This is a genomic window from Candidatus Buchananbacteria bacterium, assembly GCA_013359225.1.
Classification (GTDB): domain Bacteria; phylum Patescibacteriota; class Patescibacteriia; order Buchananbacterales; family UBA6539; genus JABWCG01.
The window spans coordinates 215586-236180 of record JABWCG010000001.1 but is presented as its reverse complement, the minus strand read 5'-3'; the positions used below and the strand labels follow the sequence as shown (position 1 = coordinate 236180).

At 42.0% G+C, this 20595-nt stretch carries 13 protein-coding genes; all 13 read right to left on the bottom strand.

The window, feature by feature from the left end; translation table 11 throughout:
* Positions 1–61: 61 nt before the first annotated feature.
* The gene (locus HUU49_01280) at positions 62–1381 is read right to left on the bottom strand and encodes a ferric reductase-like transmembrane domain-containing protein (protein ID NUM25240.1); all 1320 of its coding nucleotides are present in this window, start codon (positions 1379–1381) and stop codon (positions 62–64) included.
* Between the two features lie 83 nt (positions 1382–1464).
* Positions 1465–3339, bottom strand: coding sequence for a hypothetical protein (locus tag HUU49_01275; GenBank protein NUM25239.1), 1875 nt, complete (start codon positions 3337–3339; stop codon positions 1465–1467).
* A gap of 50 nt (positions 3340–3389) precedes the next feature.
* Positions 3390–5075, bottom strand: a complete 1686-nt coding sequence (locus HUU49_01270) for a hypothetical protein (protein NUM25238.1) — start codon at positions 5073–5075, stop codon at positions 3390–3392.
* A complete protein-coding gene (locus tag HUU49_01265; protein NUM25237.1) occupies positions 5053–5781 on the bottom strand; it encodes a hypothetical protein in 729 nt (242 codons plus the stop codon). Before HUU49_01265 ends, HUU49_01270 begins: the two co-directional genes overlap by 23 nt.
* Positions 5765–7906 (bottom strand): hypothetical protein, encoded by a 2142-nt coding sequence (locus HUU49_01260; protein ID NUM25236.1) that lies wholly within the window; start codon positions 7904–7906, stop codon positions 5765–5767. The genes HUU49_01265 and HUU49_01260 overlap by 17 nt, the downstream gene beginning before the upstream one ends.
* A complete protein-coding gene (locus HUU49_01255) occupies positions 7890–10286 on the bottom strand; it encodes a hypothetical protein (protein NUM25235.1) in 2397 nt (798 codons plus the stop codon). The genes HUU49_01260 and HUU49_01255 overlap by 17 nt, the downstream gene beginning before the upstream one ends.
* Positions 10276–11109, bottom strand: a complete 834-nt coding sequence (locus HUU49_01250; GenBank protein ID NUM25234.1) for a glycosyltransferase — start codon at positions 11107–11109, stop codon at positions 10276–10278. The genes HUU49_01255 and HUU49_01250 overlap by 11 nt, the downstream gene beginning before the upstream one ends.
* Positions 11106–11918 carry a glycosyltransferase family 2 protein gene (locus HUU49_01245; GenBank protein NUM25233.1) on the bottom strand — a complete coding sequence of 271 codons (813 nt, stop codon included), beginning with the start codon at positions 11916–11918 and terminating at the stop codon, positions 11106–11108. The genes HUU49_01250 and HUU49_01245 overlap by 4 nt, the downstream gene beginning before the upstream one ends.
* A gap of 4 nt (positions 11919–11922) precedes the next feature.
* Positions 11923–12879, bottom strand: a complete 957-nt coding sequence (locus tag HUU49_01240) for a glycosyltransferase family 2 protein (protein NUM25232.1) — start codon at positions 12877–12879, stop codon at positions 11923–11925.
* Positions 12880–13072: 193 nt separating this feature from the next.
* Positions 13073–14974: a hypothetical protein gene (locus HUU49_01235; protein NUM25231.1), complete on the bottom strand. Its 1902-nt coding sequence runs from the start codon at positions 14972–14974 to the stop codon at positions 13073–13075.
* 340 nt (positions 14975–15314) lie between these two features.
* Positions 15315–18464 carry a DUF5011 domain-containing protein gene (locus tag HUU49_01230; GenBank protein ID NUM25230.1) on the bottom strand — a complete coding sequence of 1050 codons (3150 nt, stop codon included), beginning with the start codon at positions 18462–18464 and terminating at the stop codon, positions 15315–15317.
* A gap of 321 nt (positions 18465–18785) precedes the next feature.
* The gene (locus tag HUU49_01225; GenBank protein ID NUM25229.1) at positions 18786–19409 is read right to left on the bottom strand and encodes a hypothetical protein; all 624 of its coding nucleotides are present in this window, start codon (positions 19407–19409) and stop codon (positions 18786–18788) included.
* An 85-nt stretch (positions 19410–19494) separates the two neighbouring features.
* On the bottom strand, positions 19495–20595 hold the full coding sequence (dnaJ, locus tag HUU49_01220) for a molecular chaperone DnaJ (GenBank protein NUM25228.1): 1101 nt from the start codon (positions 20593–20595) through the stop codon (positions 19495–19497).

Below are 20595 nucleotides of genomic sequence, written 5' to 3'. Positions count from 1 at the left end.
GGCAATGTCAATTACTAAATCTAAAACAAAAAATTATTTGCCTATTTGTGACAAAGCTAATTTAAAAGCCAAGTTCTTCGTAATAAATTTTTGATTTAGCGACGCCGATTGATTGAAGGATTTTTTCAACTGACTTAACGAATTTTGCGCTGCCACAAATAAAATAGTTTCGATTGGCAACATTTTGTTCACCAACAACTTGAATAATATGTTTCGCACTCATTTTACCGTTAATAATGTTAGCTGATAATTCACGATTATGCTGATTGATAACGTCGTAATAATTTTTACCAACTGCCCGAATTAATTCATCGCGACTGACAGCATCCTCCAACGACCGATTACAATAAAAAAAGACTGTGTTATCGCCGAATTTCTTAACCAACTGAACAAACGGCGTAATGCCAATCCCGCCAGCGATAATCACTTTCGGATCGTTATTTTGGGCTTCACGGGTAAAAACTCCATAAGGACCTTCCAGATAAAAAAGATGGCCGACTGGCAAATCCTTAAGCTGCTTGGTAAATTTGCCCGTCATTCGGATACCGAAAGTTAAATGGCCGGTAACGCCATCGTACTCCATAATCGTAAACGGATGGGCAACTCCCAAACGTTTTAATTTAATATAAAAATGTTGACCAATTGTTGAGCTTAACTTTTTACGAAGCGGCTGCAGGGTTAATAGCACAATATTTTCGCCAACCATTTTTTTATCAATCAGCTGATATTTTACCGAGCCAAACCCGGCAAAAATTGCCAACCGATTTATTACTACCCAAACAAACAGCGTGATCATCGAAAACCAAATCACTTTCAAATATAGGTACTCGGCCAGATAGCTGCCCAAATCCAAGGCGTGAATAAAAACAAAACCCATTAGCGGATATGCCAGATAGTGAATGTAAAGCCACGGCCGATATTTCATTTTGCTTCTTAAAATAGCGCTTGTCACCCAAATTAACAAAAACAAAAGCAAAGCAATCCGACCATAGGTAACATGTTCTTCCAGTTCGTTTGAAATATTAAACGTAAACAACCACCACCAACTGACAGTATAGTTATACGCTTCAAGCAATGGATGGATCAGAATAAAAATCGTACCGTAGGTTCCTAGCCAGCGATGGAGCAAATTCATGCCTACGGTGTCATCGGTTAACTTTGAAGTCACAAACCGTGAGCCTAAAATCATTTGCCAAAATAACAACACCGCACCAATAAATCCTGCAACATTAGCAAACACCAGCACGAAACTGTTCCAAAAGGTGGATTGATTTGAAAAGAATAAAGAAAAATTCACTTTAGAAAACAAAAACAAAAATGGCGTGGTGCTAACCAGGATTAGAACTGTAATCAATTTTTTATAATTTTTGAGGTGGTTCATGCTACCGTATAGTATAGCATTGAAATAAAAAATTCCAAAAAAAATAGCCCCGAACGTTCGGGGCTATTTGAAAATATACATTATTACTGGGCCTGTTCGTACTGGGCCAGTTCCTCGTAGGTTACCTGATTAATTTTTTTACCCTGATAGAAATCCTGAGATCCCGGAATAGTTGCAATATGATGAACTCGCCCATCTTTTACTTCATAAAGCTTCCAATCTGGCGTCTTCAGCAAGCTACCGTCACCATACTTTTTGACTCCTAATACCCGCCCGCCGGTGGTTACCTGAGAGGCACCATTAATCAAATTGTCTAGCTCAGCGGTGGTAATACTGATAATTTTGACACCGGGATAATTTTTGTTTAATTCATCAAGAGTGGCAATATGCTGCGGTTTGCCGTTTCGGACCACAAAAACCCGGCCGTCTGGGACTCGCAATAAAGTGCCGTCGGCATACTGCTTAACGCCCAACACCTGGCCGCCGGTTACAGCCGGGGCGGCAACGGTCGTATCTTCAACTTTCGTGTAGTACGCCAAAGTCGCATAGTCAACATCAATAACTTTTTGGCCGTTTAAAGTGTCGGCATTTGGTCCGACGACAACACCAACTTTGCGAATCTTGGTACCTTCAACGCGGTATACATTCCAATCACGGGTTCGTAGCAGAGCACCGTCGCCATAACTTTTAACACCGAGCACCCGAGCTTCAGAACCAGCCAATTCGGTTCGAAGTTCAACTAAATCATCAAACTCAATATCAATCACTCGAGCTCCAGTATATAGATTTGTTGACTTTGGCAATTCAACAACAAACCGGACCGTTGAATCTTCAACAACATAAACCTTGCTATCTGGAGTTCTTACAAACGTGCCTTTAGCATATGTTTTAGCGCCCAGCACCTGAGACTGCTGTCCTGGCGTTAAGCTGTCTGGGCTGTAATCCAAGTTGCGGTATTTGGCAATCTGCCAATAATCAACGTTATTGATAGTTTGTCCTTCCCAATATTTCTGAAGTTCCGTGTAGGTTTTAATGTGACGGAATCCATCACCCTCAATACGATAAATTTTCCAGTCACAAGTTCGCAATAATTCTCCATCAGAAAAATTCTTTTGACGACTAACTGGTTCAGTTCCTGGTTTGGTATAACGAACGATTACATCGTAGTCAACGTCATTAACCGGTTTACTTTCATAAGTTCGGTTGATTAAATCCAATCGGCCGATACTGACCGCTTGATTATTCTGAATTTCATACATCTGAGCATCACAAGTTCTTAAAATTGCACCCTCTTCAAAATCTTTAACACCAAGCACCACGCCCTGACAGCGGGTTTCTGACTCAATCAAGCGCGGCAAACCTGAAGCGTTGATAATGGCAAAAGTTCCCAGGTCCCGAATTTGGAAAGTGACTTCACTGTTTTCAACATTAAATACTGCCGGAGCGCCGTACACCCACTGATGGTTAGTGTTGAAATAATATACCCCAAGATTTGAGGAATTAACCGGCAAACCCGGCATAGTGATTGAAACAATAAGATTGTCTTCAAAGGTATTGATTGAACTGCCATTTTGATTTGTGGCCTTGACGGTAAAAGCCTTGTTACCAATAATTTCGCCACTACCGCTACAAACATTATCACCAGCACCAATAATAAGCTGATCAACATCAAACAAGGCATAACCAGCAACAGCTCGCGGCGGAACTTCAACTTTAACAGTAGCATCCGTAAAGTGTTTAAATAACTGTCCTTCACGACCAGCTTCGGGAATTAATAATGGCCGGTTAATTGAAATAATCGGTCTAATTAAATAACCCAAGCCGCCGCCATACCCATAGGCTGAACGGTTATTCAAAAATTCACCAATGCCAAGCTGACCGGTAACCGCTACGATGGCAGCAGCCGACAGCAAGGTTAAAACGATATGCTTACGCGCGATGTTGATTAATTCTTTCATGATATTTTTCCTTATATTAAATAACTACTTTCTTAAAATAGTTTATCATCTTATAACATAATTTCGTATATTGTCAAGTCACCAAAATCCTTAACCAAGCGCACCTTACTGGACGTTGCCGGATCAAAATCTATCGGCTGGCTGACTTCATCTAAATCATGGCTAAAAATAATATATTTTATGCTAAATTTAGCCAAATTTTCAATAATTTGATCGGTTGAATCAACGCCTGACATGGCCAAAACCTGCTGCACTCCCTCAACCTCTTGGTTGATATTCTTGCTATAAATTGATTCAAGCTCCATATTTTCACCCTGAATGATTTTCGGCCCAAAATAATCTTTTGCCGGATTTTGAATCAGCAGTTTTCGGTTAAAATCAAAAGACAAATACTGGTGCCAAGGTAAAAATAGCACTCTATATTCTGACGGATCAGCTTCTAAAATCTTAACGGTCTCCTGCCAACTAGCCGGATACCACACTGGTTGCAACTGCCGAGCAAGACCGCCAAATAACGTATAAGTATACAGCACCGGCAAAATCATCAACGCAAAAATCACCACGTCTGTTTTAGCAAAAAACTTTTTTGCCTTTTCGACTAAGACAAAAAATCCAACCCCGCCAAAATAAGCGTAGCCTGCCACTAATAAAGCGCTAAACTTTTGTGTATCGCGTAACCCCGACCAAAACCAAAAATGATTAAAAATCCACTGGTTGATATTTTTAAAAATACTCTCCCCCATTCCAACAGATAAAATAGCTGCAACAATTGTTAGCGCCAAAAAACTAATTCCCTGAATTTTATTTTGGCCGCGCAATGTTTTTACGATGCCGATTAGAATGACAATAGCCAATGCCGCTAATACCAGCAACCAAAAAATGAAGTTCGTCTTAGGCCACAAAAAGTAGCCAGACCAGGCCAAAGCTTCTGCCCAAAAACCGTAAAGTGAAAAAACATTAAACAGCGTTCCAAGCCTTGGATCACCAGCAGTGGCAAACGCTGAAAAATCACGCTGATCAATCGTTGTAATAATTGATTGAGATTGGTTCAATAAAAAGGGCACTAGCCAAAAACTACTAGCAATCAGCAATGCAGCACCCAAAACCGCTGTATTGATAAAAAAGTTTTTGAGGTATGATCGGTTTCCAGAATAAATTTCACGTGACAAATGAATTATTAAAATAATTGATCCGGCGATCAAACCAATAACCAAAAAATGCAGCGAACATAAACTAATAACAAATAGAATGGTTGCCAATTTTAGAGCATTCTGAAAATTTGGTTTGATTCCATAGCAAAAAATAAGATGAAGCAACAACGGTAAAAATATATATGCCAGCAAAACAAGCCACTGGCCGGCTAATAGCCTTTGATACACAAACGGGTTTGCCATATACATCAACCCCGCCCACAGTGAAGCCCCGTATGTTTTTGGCACCGGCAAAAATTTGTAAGCCAAATACCCAGAACAAAAGAAAATTGAAAGCAAAATAATTTTTTGAATTACCCACGATGGCAATAACGCATTGATAACGACTAAAATAAATTTAATTGGCATAAGGTTACTAAAACTTCCCGGCTCAAGATATGCTCGTAGTTGGGGCGTAAAAACCATATCAAGCGTCAAAATGTAGCCAGGCAATAGCAACTGCCACAAAATGATTACGGTAACAACCAGAAAAAAGCTAATTGCCAATCCGTCGGCCTTAATATTATCGGTAATATTCTTCATCATTTTTAGCATCAAGAATTAAAACACTGTTAATGATAAATAAAATAAATCCAAATGAGAGTAACTTTCCGTAATTAACCAGACTAAAGCCAAATAACATCAAAAACATCATTAAGACGCAAAAATTAACAATTAAAATCAAGACGTTGTTTCGTTTGGAAAAGTACTGCCTGAATATTTCATAGTTCTCGCGGCTAGTTGATTTTAAATAATTACCCACGCGCTTGGTAACAAAATTATTTGGATCTGCAAAATCATAGTAAAACAACAAAAAGTTTACAACAGTTAAAACAAGCACTAACGAAACCAAGCTCCAGAAATTTTTAAAAATTGAAGCAGTAACACCAAAAACCACAAAGAAAACCACCATAACCGCTAAATTAATAACCCGCTGCCAACGCCAGTAGCGTTTTTGATATGTGCTGCGGTATTCGCGCGATTTTAAAAGACTGATTCGTTCAACCAGAACTGACTTCTTATCGGACGGCGCACGATCAAAAATTTCCGGCTGCCACAGGTATTCAAAAATTTGCAATACCACTAACAATGACAAAAAAAGATAGATGAAAGCCGCAACAATATTGGCAAGATCATTATCGGCCATCACTAAAAATAGAAAACAAAAAGCCAATAATCCTAAAGTGGCGAAGGTTAAAACCCGGTAGTTACGCCGAAAATTTATCTTCAATTGTTTACTTTCTTTTGCCATAACTAAATAACAAGATAATAAACTCGATAAACAACAAAGCAAAAAATACCAATTGTAGTTTTTTAAATTTAGTATTTTCAATCACTAACGACATATTATAACTACCGTCAGCGTTCTGCTCGCATATCTTTTTATCAATACAAAGGTCAAAAACTGAAATCCACCAGCCGTTGCCATGGCCGTCAATTTCAAAATGAAGGTTGTCAGCAATGGTAAATGTATTTTGAGCAGTATGTAATTTCCAGGAATCATCATACTGTTCCGGGTACACAAGCAGAAAAGAACTGTTGATATTTTTTAAGTCAACCGCGTGGCGCCAAATGCTGTCGGAACTTATAATGATAGTAGATGAATTGTTGTTGCTGTTTTTCTCAGGCTGATTAAAATATAAAAAGTAAGAAAATATTTCTTTTGGCGCAAATTCCTCAAGCCGCAGATTATCATAAAGATTTGTAATTTTTACCGAACCGTCCGAAGGAGCATAAAAATAAAAATCAAAATTGTTAGCATCAACAATCTTTGGGTCAATAATTTCTTCAAACCGCTGCCAGGCCGGGTCTAAACCCTCAAACGAATCAAATTTTTCCTGCACCTGACCAAAATCATTTTTGATGGTGTAGTAATACTGAACCTTGTCGCCTTCAATTGATTTATAATCAAAGCTTAATTTATACAACATATCCGAAGTCAAAACAATGGGAAATGAACGAATCGTGCAGGCAAAATGATTGGCCGATGATAAGCGCAATGATTTTTCCCCGTCAGTAGCACGTATGTCAGACATCATCAAAAACTGAGGTTTGCCGTCAAGGTAGTTGCTGCAGTCCCCGGCCTCCTGATCCCACAAGCCCTGTTCAAATGAGGGGTTGAAATCTTTCAACAGATTTGTGGTAGTTCGAGGAAATCTAAAATTATTTTCACCGACTTTTAGAGTAACCACATTATTGGTACCGTAGTTGGTATCAGTTTTTAAACCTTCAAGAGTAACTGTTCGATCAAGCACGTATGAACCAAGTTGAAAATTGTCATAGACGTTTGTTATCTCGCGATCACCTTCCGACGGTGCGTAAACATAAACAGTCATTTCATCCGCCTGGTCAATGGTTGGCTTGATAACGGTTTGATATTTATGCCAATTACGATCCTGGGCATTAAATGAATCAAATTTCTCCTGTGTTTGATCAATTTGGTTTTTTAAATAAAGGTAGTATCGAATTTCATCACCTGTCAGATTTTGATAGTCAAAAGAAAAAACATACAACAGGTTTGTATTAAGGCTGACACTAAACGGCTTAAAGGTACAGGCATAGTGATTAGTTGAAGAGATTTTTAGCGCCTGGCCACCGCTTGGATTGCCAATTAAGTCCATTTTTATTGCCGCATCTCCAGGCAAATACGCGCTGCAATCCCCGACTTGCGGAGTCCAGCGACCCTGCTCGAAAGAATAGTTTTGTGAAACCAATAAATTTTGGTCGGCCGATCGATAGATTTCAAAAGACTGCGAAGTTAATTGGTCCAACGGCACGCTTAAATCGTTAGGATATGTTGCCAAATTAACAACCAGCTCACCGACTTTAATTAAACTGTCAGGACTAATGCCTGGCAAGCGATAAATAACAAAATCGTCAAAACTCTTTAAATCATCGTTGATCTGCAGCGTTTGACCCTTGTAAACTAAATTCAGCGACTGATTTACTTTATCATATTTCAAAGTCACGTTACTGTCGTGCGCCAGATGAAATCTCAAATCAAACGGAAAAGCAATATTAATATTATTATTGAATTTTGATGACAAGTCGTCGGTTAATTGCGACTGGTTAAATAAGCTAATATAAATGTCGTCTGCCATTGAGGCAATAACACTTAAATTCTTTTGCTTATTAATATCATTATATAAAATTACACCCGTGGAATTATTGCCATTCTTTAACTCTTTAATATCTGCCAATAAATACGGCACCTGTTCGGCTCGACTATCAGTTGCCGTAAACGCCAACGACAAATGGTCAGCACGGAATGGCTGATAAATAAAATTAATCTTTTTACTAACCACACCAAAACTGACATAACCGATCAAGGTTAATACTGATAATACTAGGATAATTTTTCTAACGATGATTTTCATATTTCTTTTGAACAATGGTAAACACTATCAGCACTAACAGAACAGATGCGGAAATCAACAAAGTAATAATATAATAAAGCTGCTTATTGAAGTATAACACTAAATATAAATCTTCACCGTCCTGAAATTCGTCTGGAATATCCTGCGGCGTGATTAAAAAAGCGTTGCCAGCTAAGTTTCCCCGTAAATGGTTTTCGCGCTTCAAAAATTTATTATCAAGCAGACCAAAATCCCTAAAATCAAGCGCTGTACCGCCAACGGCACACTTGCTATTCTGAGTCAGCCAATATTCCTGCCACTGCGACTGACATGATATCTGATCCCAAGTTTTTTGATCAACAAAATACAGCCTCCAAAACGGAGAAAAAGTCTGATTAAGCTGAATTAAAAACGGATAATTTTTATTAACTTTCAATTTAAGGTAATACTTGTTTGAATTATTCGGCGAGGCTTTAACAAAAATATACGGTGAATTAAGTTCAAAATTAATGTCTTTAATCGTATTAACCAGATTATATTCATCTTTATTTAATAACACCGGCTTGCTGCTTAAATCAAAATTTTTAAGGTAAAAATTTTCAAAACCGACATCCAAAATAGATTTTGGCGAATAGATAAAATAATCAAAATCATCAGCACTGGCAAACCGATAATGAGTAAAGTGATAGTTGCTCTCGACAACATTCAAATCCGAACGATGAATTAGTTCATTGTTGATTTTTTGGCTGTTATTTTCCAAATTGACGACTTTATATGTGTCAATATTTTTATTAGCATCAACAACATCATGAAAAGCAAAAATATTTTTAATGTTAAATATAAACAAATTAGACAGACCCGGCCGTTTGAAATCTTCATAAATGCGGTTATAAAATTCCACAAAATTATTATCCAATAACCGTAAATTCGGGATCACTAAACTCTTGTATTTAGAATAAGGGAAAACATTAAAATCCAAAAAATAAGGCGACCACTCAAAATTAAGCCAGTGGTACGGCGTGAAAAGCGACGCTTCCTTAAACCCATAGGATTTGGGTGTAAAAAATGTTTTTTGGTAACTTTCGGGAATATCACCCACTTTCTTGAGCCCATAATGCCCCGACAGTAGCGGCAATAAATTAACCAATAAATACAAAACAATCATTCCGGCGAATAACGTCTTTTTAAACTGATGGTGGTGCCGTCCGGTTTCAAACAGCACAATAGCAATCAAAAAAGCATACAAAAAACTCTGGGTAAATTGCATAAAACCGTAATCGTTGTACAAAAAAACCAAAAAACTGTTATTGGCTAGGTTGAAAAAATGTTCATCGGAAAAAAATCCCAAAGTATTTATTAAAAATACCACTAAAATCAAAGCAATAATCTTCAGATTGGTTTTGTTTTTAAACAATACCAACGCTAAAATTAATAAGCCAATGTTAAAAATAATTTGGATAGCTTTATAAAACTCAAAAGAATCCTTGACCGCGAAATTGTCGGCAAACCCCGGCAAACCCCGGTTATTATAGAAAAAACTCAACGTTGAGGGAGTAAAACCTCCGGGATTAGCAAATGCGTTGATAAACGAGCTCTTGAATTCATAATTGGCCTTAGTATATTTATCAAAAGCCTCCTGGTAATACCCAACCACGTTTTCCGAACTGGTGAATGATAAAACGTTGCCAACAATGAATGGGCTACCGACCAAAATAAAAATCGCCAGCGCCAAAAAAAATCGTTCGGGCTTAAAATATTTTTTATCAAAAAAAATAAAACCAATCATCAAACAGGTAACGATAACAATCGGGATCAGCCGAAAATATGACAGCAGATAAATCCCGGAACATGCCGACAAAGCAAGCATCCTAATCTTCCCGTCTTTGAGATAGTTTAAAAATGCATACAAAAAGATAATAAAAGCAACATAAACGTATGAGATGACATACAACGTTACTAGCAAAATTGAAATCGGATTAAACGCCAAAAATAACGCACCAATTTTGGTTTCCGTTTTACCAAAATGAGGAAACAGCGTTTCTAACAACTTGGCGCCAAAATAAAAAGCCAAAAAATAATACAAAAAATAATACATAATCTGACCAAGATCAGCGCCAAACAAGAATGTTAAAATCACCTGATAAAATGCAGCTAATAAATGAGAAAAGCTAATTGAACTGCTGTCAAAACCAAAATAGAAACCGTCAGTATTGGAGAAAAAGCCAAACTTTGACAAAGCAACTTCCAGCGCCTGCCTGAGAGTGGGATAATAAAAACCGCTGTCGGCAAATGCCCAGACGCCGCGCTGAACAATCAGATACCCCAGTGCCATCAAAGCTAGAACGCCAAAGACAAGCCAATCCCAATGTTTAAAAATGAATTGTTTAATATTATTTACCATGATAAAAAATTTTCTTATACCAGCCTTCAAACATCTGCCGCTGACGGCCAGACAGCCCGATACCGATAAAATATTGCAAATAGATCATCAACCACTGCTTTCTAGGTACCTTTAAACTAAAACTCGTAATCGTTTCATGCCTAAGTAACAACATTTTTTTGGCCAATAATTTTGACCGATGAGCTACCGAATCATGATGATAACGATAATAATATAAAAATTCTGGTATATTCGCTAAGATATGTCCTGAATAGACCAAGCGATAAAACAAATCAATATCTTCGCAATAAAGATATTTATCACGATAACCGCCAAGGGCTAAAACTGCTGATTTTCGGTACAATAAGCTGGCGTGGACGACAGGCGAATAAACCAGAAGTTTCTTTTTCATCTGTTCAAAATCAACCGGTTTAGTCCGTTGATCAATTATTTTTCCATTTTCATCAATAATTTTAATAAAGCTGCCAACCGCCGCAACCTCGGGATGCTGCTGCAAAAATTCATACTGTTTAGCAAAACGATCCGGTTCGCAAACGTCATCGCCATCCATGCGGGCGATAATTTCAGATTGAGCCCGCTGTAAAGCCAGATTAAGATTAAAAACAATCCCCTGATTAACCTTATTTTTAATATAAATGATACGCTGGTCGGTTAAATAGCGCTGAACAATCTGGTCGGAATTATCAGTTGAAGCATCATTAATTAAAATTAATTCAAAGTCACGAAAGGTTTGATTTAAAATACTTTCTAACGCCGGGGCTAAAAACGCCGCCGCGTTATAAAATGGCATAATAACTGAAATCTTTGGCGTTTGAGAACTCATCGTTTTGAATTGCGCAAAGTATTAAATAGCCAAATTCTTAAACTAACCGGCGAAAGATACAATGTCACTAACTGCAACAAGTTATAGGCAGCATCAGCAAACCTGAATTGATAGGCCGGATTGGTGCGAAATTCATTTCTGATTTTTAAGGTATTTAATTCCAACGTTTTTAATTTTTTAAACGTAATGGAATTAGACTGTTGGCGATATCGCAATAATACCTCAGGAACATTGGCAAATTGATACCACTGACCAATTTTAAAAGACATCAATAAATCTTCGGCAACGTCAATTCCGGATTCAAAATGACCGGCGCGGTTGATCGCTTCACGGCGAATCATGGCAACCGGTTGAGCAACCGGCGAAAAACGAAAAATATTCTGTCGCAGCATCTTGTCAGTTGCCGCATAACGGCGAACCCCTAAAACTTTGTTTTTATTAAAAAATTCCAGATACCCGCCGCAGATGCCAATATGAGGGTTTTGATCAAGTACACTAACCTGCTTATTCAACCGCCATGGCTGCGAAATATCATCAGCGTCCTGCCAGGCAATATATTCACCGGTTGCCAAACCTAACAAACGGTTTCTGGTGGCGGCAATGCCTAAATTTTCTTGATTACGAACAATTTTAATCCGATCATCAGTAGCGGCATACTGCTCAAGTATCGACCACGTACCGTCGGTCGAAGCGTCGTCAACAATAACAAACTCAAAATCTTTAAAATTTTGATTAAGAATACTTTGAATCGACTCACCGAGGTAAGTCGATGCATTGTGAGCCGGCATTAAAACAGAAACTTTTGGCATAGGTTTATTGCTGTTTCAAATTTTTACGAGACCGCACTACATACATCGGCCGGTTTGTCACTTCGCTTTGAATGTCGGCGATATACAAAGCGATTAAACCAAGCGAACTTAAAATAATACCGGTAAAAAACATATTAATTAGCGCCAAAATGGCCGGGCCGGAAAAATTAAAGCCGGTCGCGTCATCCAAAATATATTTATCAATAAAAATAAATAAACCAAGCGGCCCAGAAAATGAAACAATAATAATACCAAGATAGCCCGCAAATTTTAACGGGAATAAACTATGTGAGACAAATGTTGAAAGTGCCAATTTTACTAATTTGATTTTTGAATATGACGGCTTACCGTGTTGGCGAGTGAGGGCCGTAAAGTAAATATACTCTTTCTTAAAGCCAAGCCAATCAAGTAAACCCCGGGTAATTCGGTTATGCTCAGTAAAACGTTTGAATTCATCAATCACCTTACGATCAATAATTCGGTAATCGGTGGTCCGGCTTGCCAATTTGGTTTCGCCAATCAGCTTCATTGCCTTGTAAAAGGCCACCGAACCTAAACGTTTAATGACACTTTCTGATTCATTATTATTTCGAACGCCAACAACCATATCAAATCCCTGAGTCCAGCGAGCTACGAAATCCGGAATTAACGACGCCGGATGTTGCAGATCAGCATCAATAATAATTGCTGCATCTCCGGATGCTTCATGCAACCCAGCAGTGGTCGCAACCTCTTTACCGAAGTTACGGGAAAATTCAATTAATTTAACTTTTGGATCAGCATCGCATAGTCGGGTAACTGCAAAATTGCTTTTATCAGTACTGCCATCATCCACAAAAATTATTTCATAATCAAAATCACTACCCAATTTGATCAGCTGGTCTTTTACCGCCTGATAAATCAAAGGGATGTTAGCCTCTTCGTTATTAACCGGAATAATGACAGAAATTAGTTTAGCCATATTTATGCTTATTTAAGCAATATTTAGTCATTAAATATAACTTATTTTTAACCAATTATTATACATATAAATTAAAAAAATGTCAATACCTACACAAAAACCCCTTGCCAAGGTCAGCAGTGGGGATTTTTGTTTTAGATAAATTAATATTGTATAAACACCGTATGTCTCCCCCTCCTTGCTCGGCTAGGTTTTACACTACGATAAAGATTACCATCAATGAGATCAATCCAAGAGTCGAGGCAATAACATGAGGATACTGTTTCTTAATTTCAATAAAGATATTCAACAATAGGGCAACAACGGCAATTACTAGAATGATGCGGTAATACCAACCGGAAATATCAAACAATAAATCAACTTGTTTCAAGGGGTAGGACTTCATAAATAAATATTGTCTGGTCAGTGAGGGGCTTGACGGTACGATATGCTCCCAACTAATATCCTGCACTGATTCGTTGCCGCTTACATCAGTGATTGATAACACCGGCAACGTCACTGTATTAAATATATCTTTGCCGTCTGATCCGAATACAATCAACTCTCCAGTCCAAAGATTAAAGCCATCTTTAATTTCGTCTTCCTTCGTCAATTCAATACGATAATTATCAAAAGTAATCTGGGCTTCTTTGGCGTCGGTGCTCAAGTACATTCGTGCCATTATAATTTTATCGTTACCACTTGAAGGTTGAGAAATCACCATCTCGCTGTTTTCCAAATCAGCGCCCGGAACGCTGTCGTTAACCGTTAACGTCAGTGTTTGCGAAACTGCCTCTAAATCACCTTTAAAGGACTTAGCGACTAATGTATGAGATCCAGGCTCAAGTTGCAACGCAAAGTCAAAAAATTCACTCTGTAAACTTGTTTTTTCCGCAATCTTATTGCCGTTATCTAAAATCATCAAGCGTTCAGCTGTTGGCGCATACGCCACAACGAGAACCTGATTTTGTTCGGAGACGTCCTGCGTCGGATACATAACAAATTTAGGATTAGCTAAAACCGGCTTAACAACTACCTGTGGCTCAGGTGTAACAACCGGTTCTGGGCTCGGAGTTGGAATGGCGGTTGGTACTGGCTTGGTTACTACTGGAGTTGGAGCTGGGATTGGTTTAGGTTTTTCAACTACCACTGGTGTCGGTGCAGGAGCCGGGGTTGGTTTAGTCACCACTGGCGTGGGTTCAGGAGTTGGAGCTGGGGTTGGTACAGGAGCCGGTTCTTCAACTTTTTCCGGTAAAACTTCCTGCGGCTGATTTACTGCTGCCACAACCGGTTCTGGGCTCGGGGTTGGAACCACTGCCTCAACAACTTGGGATTTCGGCTCTTCAACGGCAACCGCCGGACCGGAAGCTAAAGCAAAATACTGAGCAACCATCGTCGTATCAACACCGCTATACATACCAGAAGCCATTCCAACACCAATTTCCTCATAGTCTGTGTCAATCAAATTGGCGTAGTGAGTCCGGCTTTTTGTCCAAGCAGTAACAACTTCATCAGCGCTGGCAAACCCCATCGCTAAATTTTCACCAGCCACCAAATAACGATACCCGGTTCCCTTAATCCAATCGCTTAAATCCAAGCCATCAGGACCGACGTGAGCGAAATACTGTTGGATAAGCATATCCTGAGATTTATCAAACGCCGCCTGGGTTAATAACGAACTTTCCTTTAAAGCCGGGACTGATTGGCGCTGTCTGATTTGGTTAGTTAACTCAATCACCCGCTTACTTTCTTGAATCATCAAATCGGGCGTTAACCAAGCGCCGGCCGGAAACAACACAACTAACCCGGCAATAATCACTTTAGTAACCGTGGCAGCAACAGCATAAAACAACACCCGACGCGGCAATAAAATATGCGGCTGATAATTGTTACCAGCATAAGGAATAAATAAATCTTTCAACGTACCGGGTCCGAGCGGATTGCGGCCGCGACGAATTTCTTCACCGTCCGGAATCCCGTCTTTATCCGTATCCGGATTATATGGATTGGTATGATAGATATTGATTTCATCATAATCAGAAAGACCGTCACGATCCGTGTCAATTTGGTGACGGTTAATAGATAAATCCTTAATTTTTTTTAGTAATTTCTTCATGTTTTTAGACATTTAATTACCACTTAAATTAAATCATATTTTAGAGTTTTTGTCAATACTGCGAGATTAAATAACTAGAGCTATGCTATTTTTTACGATACTTTTTTAGAAAAAGTATCCAAAAAGCGTGGGACGGTAATGCGCCTTTAACGCCAATCTAACTTTGACTATTTGTTCTAGGGCTTAATACCGCCCCACACCCCAAAGACTTAAATAGTTGTAGATGATTTAAAAAATTAACTTAAAAAAAGAGCCCTCGCTTTCCCGTTCTTGTTGAACAGTACTTGCGAGGGCGTTGTCACTCTCCCCTAAAGTCGAGTGTTGGTTTGGTTATTGATTGTCACCCGTTGGTGACAAAGGCGAGGCCGAGCACACCGGAAGTGTTTTCCAGGTTTAACCCAAGGAAATCGCTCCACAGCATTGGACCACTTGACCCAGCGTCGGGCATCGAAGTACCATCTTCAACCAAGTACGCCCGCACCTCTTTCCAGGTATTGGCGTCAGGAGCGACCGACGACTCCCAGGTGCCGTCCGGATTGATGGCCGTGTATTTCTCGGCCCCGAAGTTCGGCTTTACCCAAGCGTAATCGTTACCGCTCACCGCATCGTGCACGCGAACGTACAGAACTACTTTATGCGTTGACGGATCGACGCCGCACACTTCGCCGGCCACCGCATTCGGAAATCCATCAATACTGCCGGGTTCGGCGGTAATCTGGATAAATGCCGTTTGGCAGGGGCTAACCGTGACGTTGATGTCGGCCGTGGTGAAATTTCCACTGCCATCGGTCAGTTTCACGGTGAGTACGGTTGTACCACCGACGTTTTTCCCGGTGATCGTCAGGATCGTTCCCGACAAGCTCACCGAAATCAGGTTGGTGTCGTATCCGGGTACGATGGACCACGTCGCGTTCTCGTCGTACGCGTCGTAGCCATAGTTACCGAGATCAAGGTCGCCCGATGCCAGCGCCAAACGGAACTGGTCCGGAATCGGATCAACAACCGGCGCCACCGTGTCGACAACGTAAACGACTTTCACCGCTTGGACCGGGTGGCCGCCGCTGTCTGTGACCGAATAGGTCACGTTGTACGTACCGATCGTCGTCATGTCCACCGTGGACACGGTTCCGATCAGGTTCGAGATGTCCCCATCTTCCGGGTCAAGGGCGGTCGCACCGGATTCCGGATACGGGCCGCTCAAGACTTGGACGGTATGAGGATTTGACCCCAAGATCGTAATGACCGGGGGTTGATCCTCGACCACCTCATCCACCACTACCGTGCGCGAAGCGCTGGCAGAGTTGCCGGAGCTGTCTTGCACGCTGTAGTTAATGGTGTAGGTACCGGGAGTGTTCGTGTCGACCGAACCGGTCTTCACAATGCTGCCGGTGATGTCACCGTTGTAGTTGTCAAACGCCGTGGCGCCTGGATCAACATACGGGCCGCTTCCCTGCTGCACGTGCAGCGGGTTTGCGCCCAAAACGGTAATTACCGGACCGACGGTATCCACCACGTGAACCGTTCGGGAAGCGTTCACCGTGTGGCTCGCACTGTCCGTCACGCTGTAATTCACGTGATACGTTCCCACCGCCGACGTGTTGACGTCATTGGTGGTAACGATTTCTGCCGACAGGTCGCCGTCTTCCGTATCAAACGCCGTAGCGCCCAAATCGGTATACGGCCCGCTGCCAACTGCCAAAGTGACCGGGTTTGCGCCGATGATGGTGATAATAGGTTCTTCATCTTCCGCTCCCGGACGACGATTCACCCAGATCCCAGCACTGGCGTTGTTCACCACCGTGTCGATATTCAGGTCGCTACAAACAGCGTCTCCGCACGGCGTTACTTCAACACCCTTGCCAAACAGCAAAACCCAGATCTCAGTTGCCCGATGATCGTTGGTCTGCCCCGGCAATCCGGTAACGATGTCACACGACCACGTACCGTCAGCGGCAACAACCGTCGCGTCGTCAGGCGCAAAGCCCGGCTTCGCAATCCAGCCTTCACCGGGAACCCGGATAAAGGTATGGATATCGTACTGCGTCGGGTCGAGCGCTTCCACGATACCGCGCAGGTCACCGACCGTGTCTTCGTAGGCCGGAATTTTGGTCAGGCCGATATGCGGTACCCGGTTCACGATGACGTAATCAACCGCGCCCGGGATATCAATACCAGCCACCAAGGATTTGCTCTTGGTCGGATACACCGTGCAGGGTACTGAAGTACCCCGCGGGACGAGAAACGCGGCGAACTGCGTTGCGTTCGCGTCGCTTGGCACCACGGTCACGTCAGCCGACCAGGAACCATTGCTCATGATGTCGACGAGGGTGCAGTCCGGCTTTTGCCACCAGACTCCCTCGACAAGGATGTAGACAGCGACTTGATAGTCAGCGAAATTGACTCCTGAAACCGTACCGCGAAGCACCCCGTCAGGATCCTTGTAGTAGGGCACTTCAGTGAAATCAATCACGCCAGGTCCGCCTTCAACCGGTCCGGGATTACGCACCAATAGCTTGCTGGTGAGCGCTTCCGGAATGTAGGGCTGGTCAAGGCTGGGCGCCTGCGGCACTTGCGTACCGTTTGGCACCACAGCCAAGTAGATCAACGTTGCGCGCTGATCGTCGCCGCCCGTGGTAATGTCGGTCTCAAAGTAACCGCCATTTTCCAACGGGGTCAAGGCGCCGTTGCCGAAATCCGGCTTGGGCCACCACATTGAGTCGACGTTGATGTAGCACGCGACGGAGTGGGTCGACGGATTCACGCCATGGACGATGCCATAGACGTACCCGTTGACGTCTCCGTAATTGCTGAAGTACAGGACTTCCAGGTCGGCGGTGTCTTCGGGATCCGGGTCCGGCGTTGTTCCATCGTAGTCAGGCAACACGGTTTCAAACGGCTTGAACTCAACGTTCTGCTCGTTAAAACCAGTGACCCGAACCATGTAGCGTCCGGCTTCGGGCAACACGAATTGTGCGCCCAAGTACGCCCCTTCACCGTCAACAAACGTCGTTTCGGTGATGGTGATCTCCTCGTCAGTCACGTATGTCTCCCAGTCCACGCTTATGCTGGGCGGAACCGGGTAGAGATACAGCGGCGCATACGGATCCCACCACCAGTAACTGTGAACTCCGCCGCCGCCGATGTCGATCACGGGGTGACCTTCATACGTGCGGTTAACAAGCTGTCCAGTTACGGTGGTTTGGACTCCCGGCTGCATGATGCTGCGCAGGAGCTGGTCGCCGGTTTCGTCGTACGCGGGAAAGTAGTCGCCGGTACGGTCATCCTGGACCAGAATCTGAATGCTGACCTGTCGCGTGTCCGTGTTGCGGACCACTACTTCGGCTTTGCCTTCAATCAGCCGGGTCCGAACGTCGAACGTCGGTTGCGTCGGCTGGTTGGGCGGATCGGGCGTCATCGGGCAGCCGGAGGTCAACAGCACCACCAGCGCCGCCATGACGCACACCATCATGTTGCGAACCATCGTGTTCATTCGTTTCACTCCTCTTCATTCGTTTCCGTTTCGGTTTCACGTTGTTCGACACTCATCTCTCAAGCCGCGCGGCTCAAGAAATGTTCCTTACGCACTTGTCCTGCCAAAGCTTCCCTGCTCTCCTTATAGGCACATCTCCTCTTGTTGTGACACTCCTTTGGTGTCGTTTTTCGTTGTTATCAATAACCCAAATTATAAGGTGCAAACACAAACTGGACCCATGGTGAGCCAGTCCCACATTTTAACCTAATTGCTCAAATTTGTCAAGTGCAAAAAAAATAAACAAGCCTGCGTTAAAAATGGCTTGTTTTAGTAAAAAACTTAAGCTAATTGATCTAAATCACCCTTAAAGAAAATTAATCCGGAAATCGGCAGGATAATCCAACAAAATTTTCCGACGTCTGAAATAAAAACAGTCTTAGTAAATTCAGATAAATTACTATATGCTTCTGACGGCAAAAAAGAAAGAATAATGCTGGTTAATAAGCCAACCTGCAATAACGAAAAAATAATAACCTGCCACCAGCTGCCGCCGAGACTGGCGTATTTTTGCAGCAGACTTCCCCTGGTCAAGAGAAAAAATAATAAAATAAAAACAATCAAAAATGAAGAAACCTGAAACGTAAACGTTACATAGCGGTTGATGATTTCAGTCAGCTTATCCATAAACGGCAAATTAGTTGTTACCGCTAACGATAGATACGTACTGATTAAAATTGCCACTACGCGGTTACGTCCCAGAGCAAAGCCATAAATCAAAACACTCACCAAAAAAAATAGCAGGATAATAATATCCCAGCTCGGCGCCGACCAATCAATATTTAAAAATGCCAACCATAAATCATGACTGCCGACTTTTGCTTGTGCCACTGCCTCTTGAGTTTGAGGTGCTGAAGCAAAATCCATCACCTCATTAATGGTAGTTGTTGCGATTTCTGAAATCATACTTACCTATTAAGTATAGCATCTTTTTAAAACAAGAATAAATGGATTGATAATTAAAAAACGGGGCTAGCCTTAACCCCATTTTTTAATCCAAGTCCAATGCTTCAATCTGTTTTCGTTGTTGCCGGCTTAGCTTAGTCGGCGTTTTAACAATTACCTCAACCAAATGATCCCCTCGGTTACGGCCCTGCAAGTGCGGCACCCCCCTGCCCTTAATAATAAATACCTTACCGCTTTGAGTTCCTTCGGGAATTTTTAACTTTACCACGCCGTCAACAGTTATAACGTCAATTTTATCTCCTAATGCAGCTTGCTTAAAAGAAATTTCAGCAACCGTTTTAATATCATATCCATCTCGCTGTAAACTTTTATTTGGAGTTACCTTAACCTTCAAATATAAGTCCCCGGCCTGTGCGCCACGCCTTCCGGCAGCGCCATACCCGGCCAATCTGATGGCCTGACCATCATCAATGCCGGCCGGAATTTTTACTTTAATATTTTCTGATTTTTTCACCACTCCAGCGCCACGACACACCTGACACTCTTGTTCAACTTTTTTTCCTTCCCCCCGACAATCGGGACAGACACTAGGCATGCCAATGCCAAAACCAACATTTCGCACTACCTGGCCGGTACCATGACAAGTTGAACAGGTCAACACCTTTGAGCCGGCCTGTGCGCCAGTACCGGTGCATGCCTGGCAAGTTGCATCTTTAGTTAAGCTGATATTCTTTTCCGTTCCAAAAACTGCTTCAGTGAACTCAATAGTAATTTGAGCTTCAATATCACTGCCCCGATTACGGCTTTGTGAGCGGCCTTGTCCCCGACCGCCGCCGAAAAAATCACCAAAAATATCACCTAAGTCGCCAAAATCAAAAGAAAAATTCGCACCGGCGTTATTGCCGGCGCTACCTCGAAAAGCCTGGGCAAAATCCGAAAAATCCTGAAAACCGCCAAACCCGCCGGCACCAGAACCCTGTTGAAAAGTCGAACCAAACTTGTCGTACTGCGAACGCTTCTCGGCGTTACCTAAAACACCATACGCCTCGTTGATTTCTTTCATCTTCTGCTCGTCGCCGCCCTTGTGCGGATGGTGTTTATGAGCCAGCTTATAATACGCCTTTTTAATTTCCTCCTGTGTTGAGCTTTTACTGACTCCTAAAATGTCATAATAATTTTTGGCCAT

Bases quoted from the DNA above. Each gene is read 5' to 3' on its own strand.
- HUU49_01280 (NUM25240.1), bottom strand. From the start codon at position 1,381: ATGAACCACCTCAAAAATTATAAAAAATTGATTACAGTTCTAATCCTG.
- HUU49_01275 (NUM25239.1), bottom strand. From the start codon at position 3,339: ATGAAAGAATTAATCAACATCGCGCGTAAGCATATCGTTTTAACCTTG.
- HUU49_01270 (NUM25238.1), bottom strand. From the start codon at position 5,075: ATGATGAAGAATATTACCGATAATATTAAGGCCGACGGATTGGCAATT.
- HUU49_01265 (NUM25237.1), bottom strand. From the start codon at position 5,781: ATGGCAAAAGAAAGTAAACAATTGAAGATAAATTTTCGGCGTAACTAC.
- HUU49_01260 (NUM25236.1), bottom strand. From the start codon at position 7,906: ATGAAAATCATCGTTAGAAAAATTATCCTAGTATTATCAGTATTAACC.
- HUU49_01255 (NUM25235.1), bottom strand. From the start codon at position 10,286: ATGGTAAATAATATTAAACAATTCATTTTTAAACATTGGGATTGGCTT.
- HUU49_01250 (NUM25234.1), bottom strand. From the start codon at position 11,109: ATGAGTTCTCAAACGCCAAAGATTTCAGTTATTATGCCATTTTATAAC.
- HUU49_01245 (NUM25233.1), bottom strand. From the start codon at position 11,918: ATGCCAAAAGTTTCTGTTTTAATGCCGGCTCACAATGCATCGACTTAC.
- HUU49_01240 (NUM25232.1), bottom strand. From the start codon at position 12,879: ATGGCTAAACTAATTTCTGTCATTATTCCGGTTAATAACGAAGAGGCT.
- HUU49_01235 (NUM25231.1), bottom strand. From the start codon at position 14,974: ATGAAGAAATTACTAAAAAAAATTAAGGATTTATCTATTAACCGTCAC.
- HUU49_01230 (NUM25230.1), bottom strand. From the start codon at position 18,464: ATGAACACGATGGTTCGCAACATGATGGTGTGCGTCATGGCGGCGCTG.
- HUU49_01225 (NUM25229.1), bottom strand. From the start codon at position 19,409: ATGATTTCAGAAATCGCAACAACTACCATTAATGAGGTGATGGATTTT.
- dnaJ (NUM25228.1), bottom strand. From the start codon at position 20,595: ATGGCCAAAAATTATTATGACATTTTAGGAGTCAGTAAAAGCTCAACA.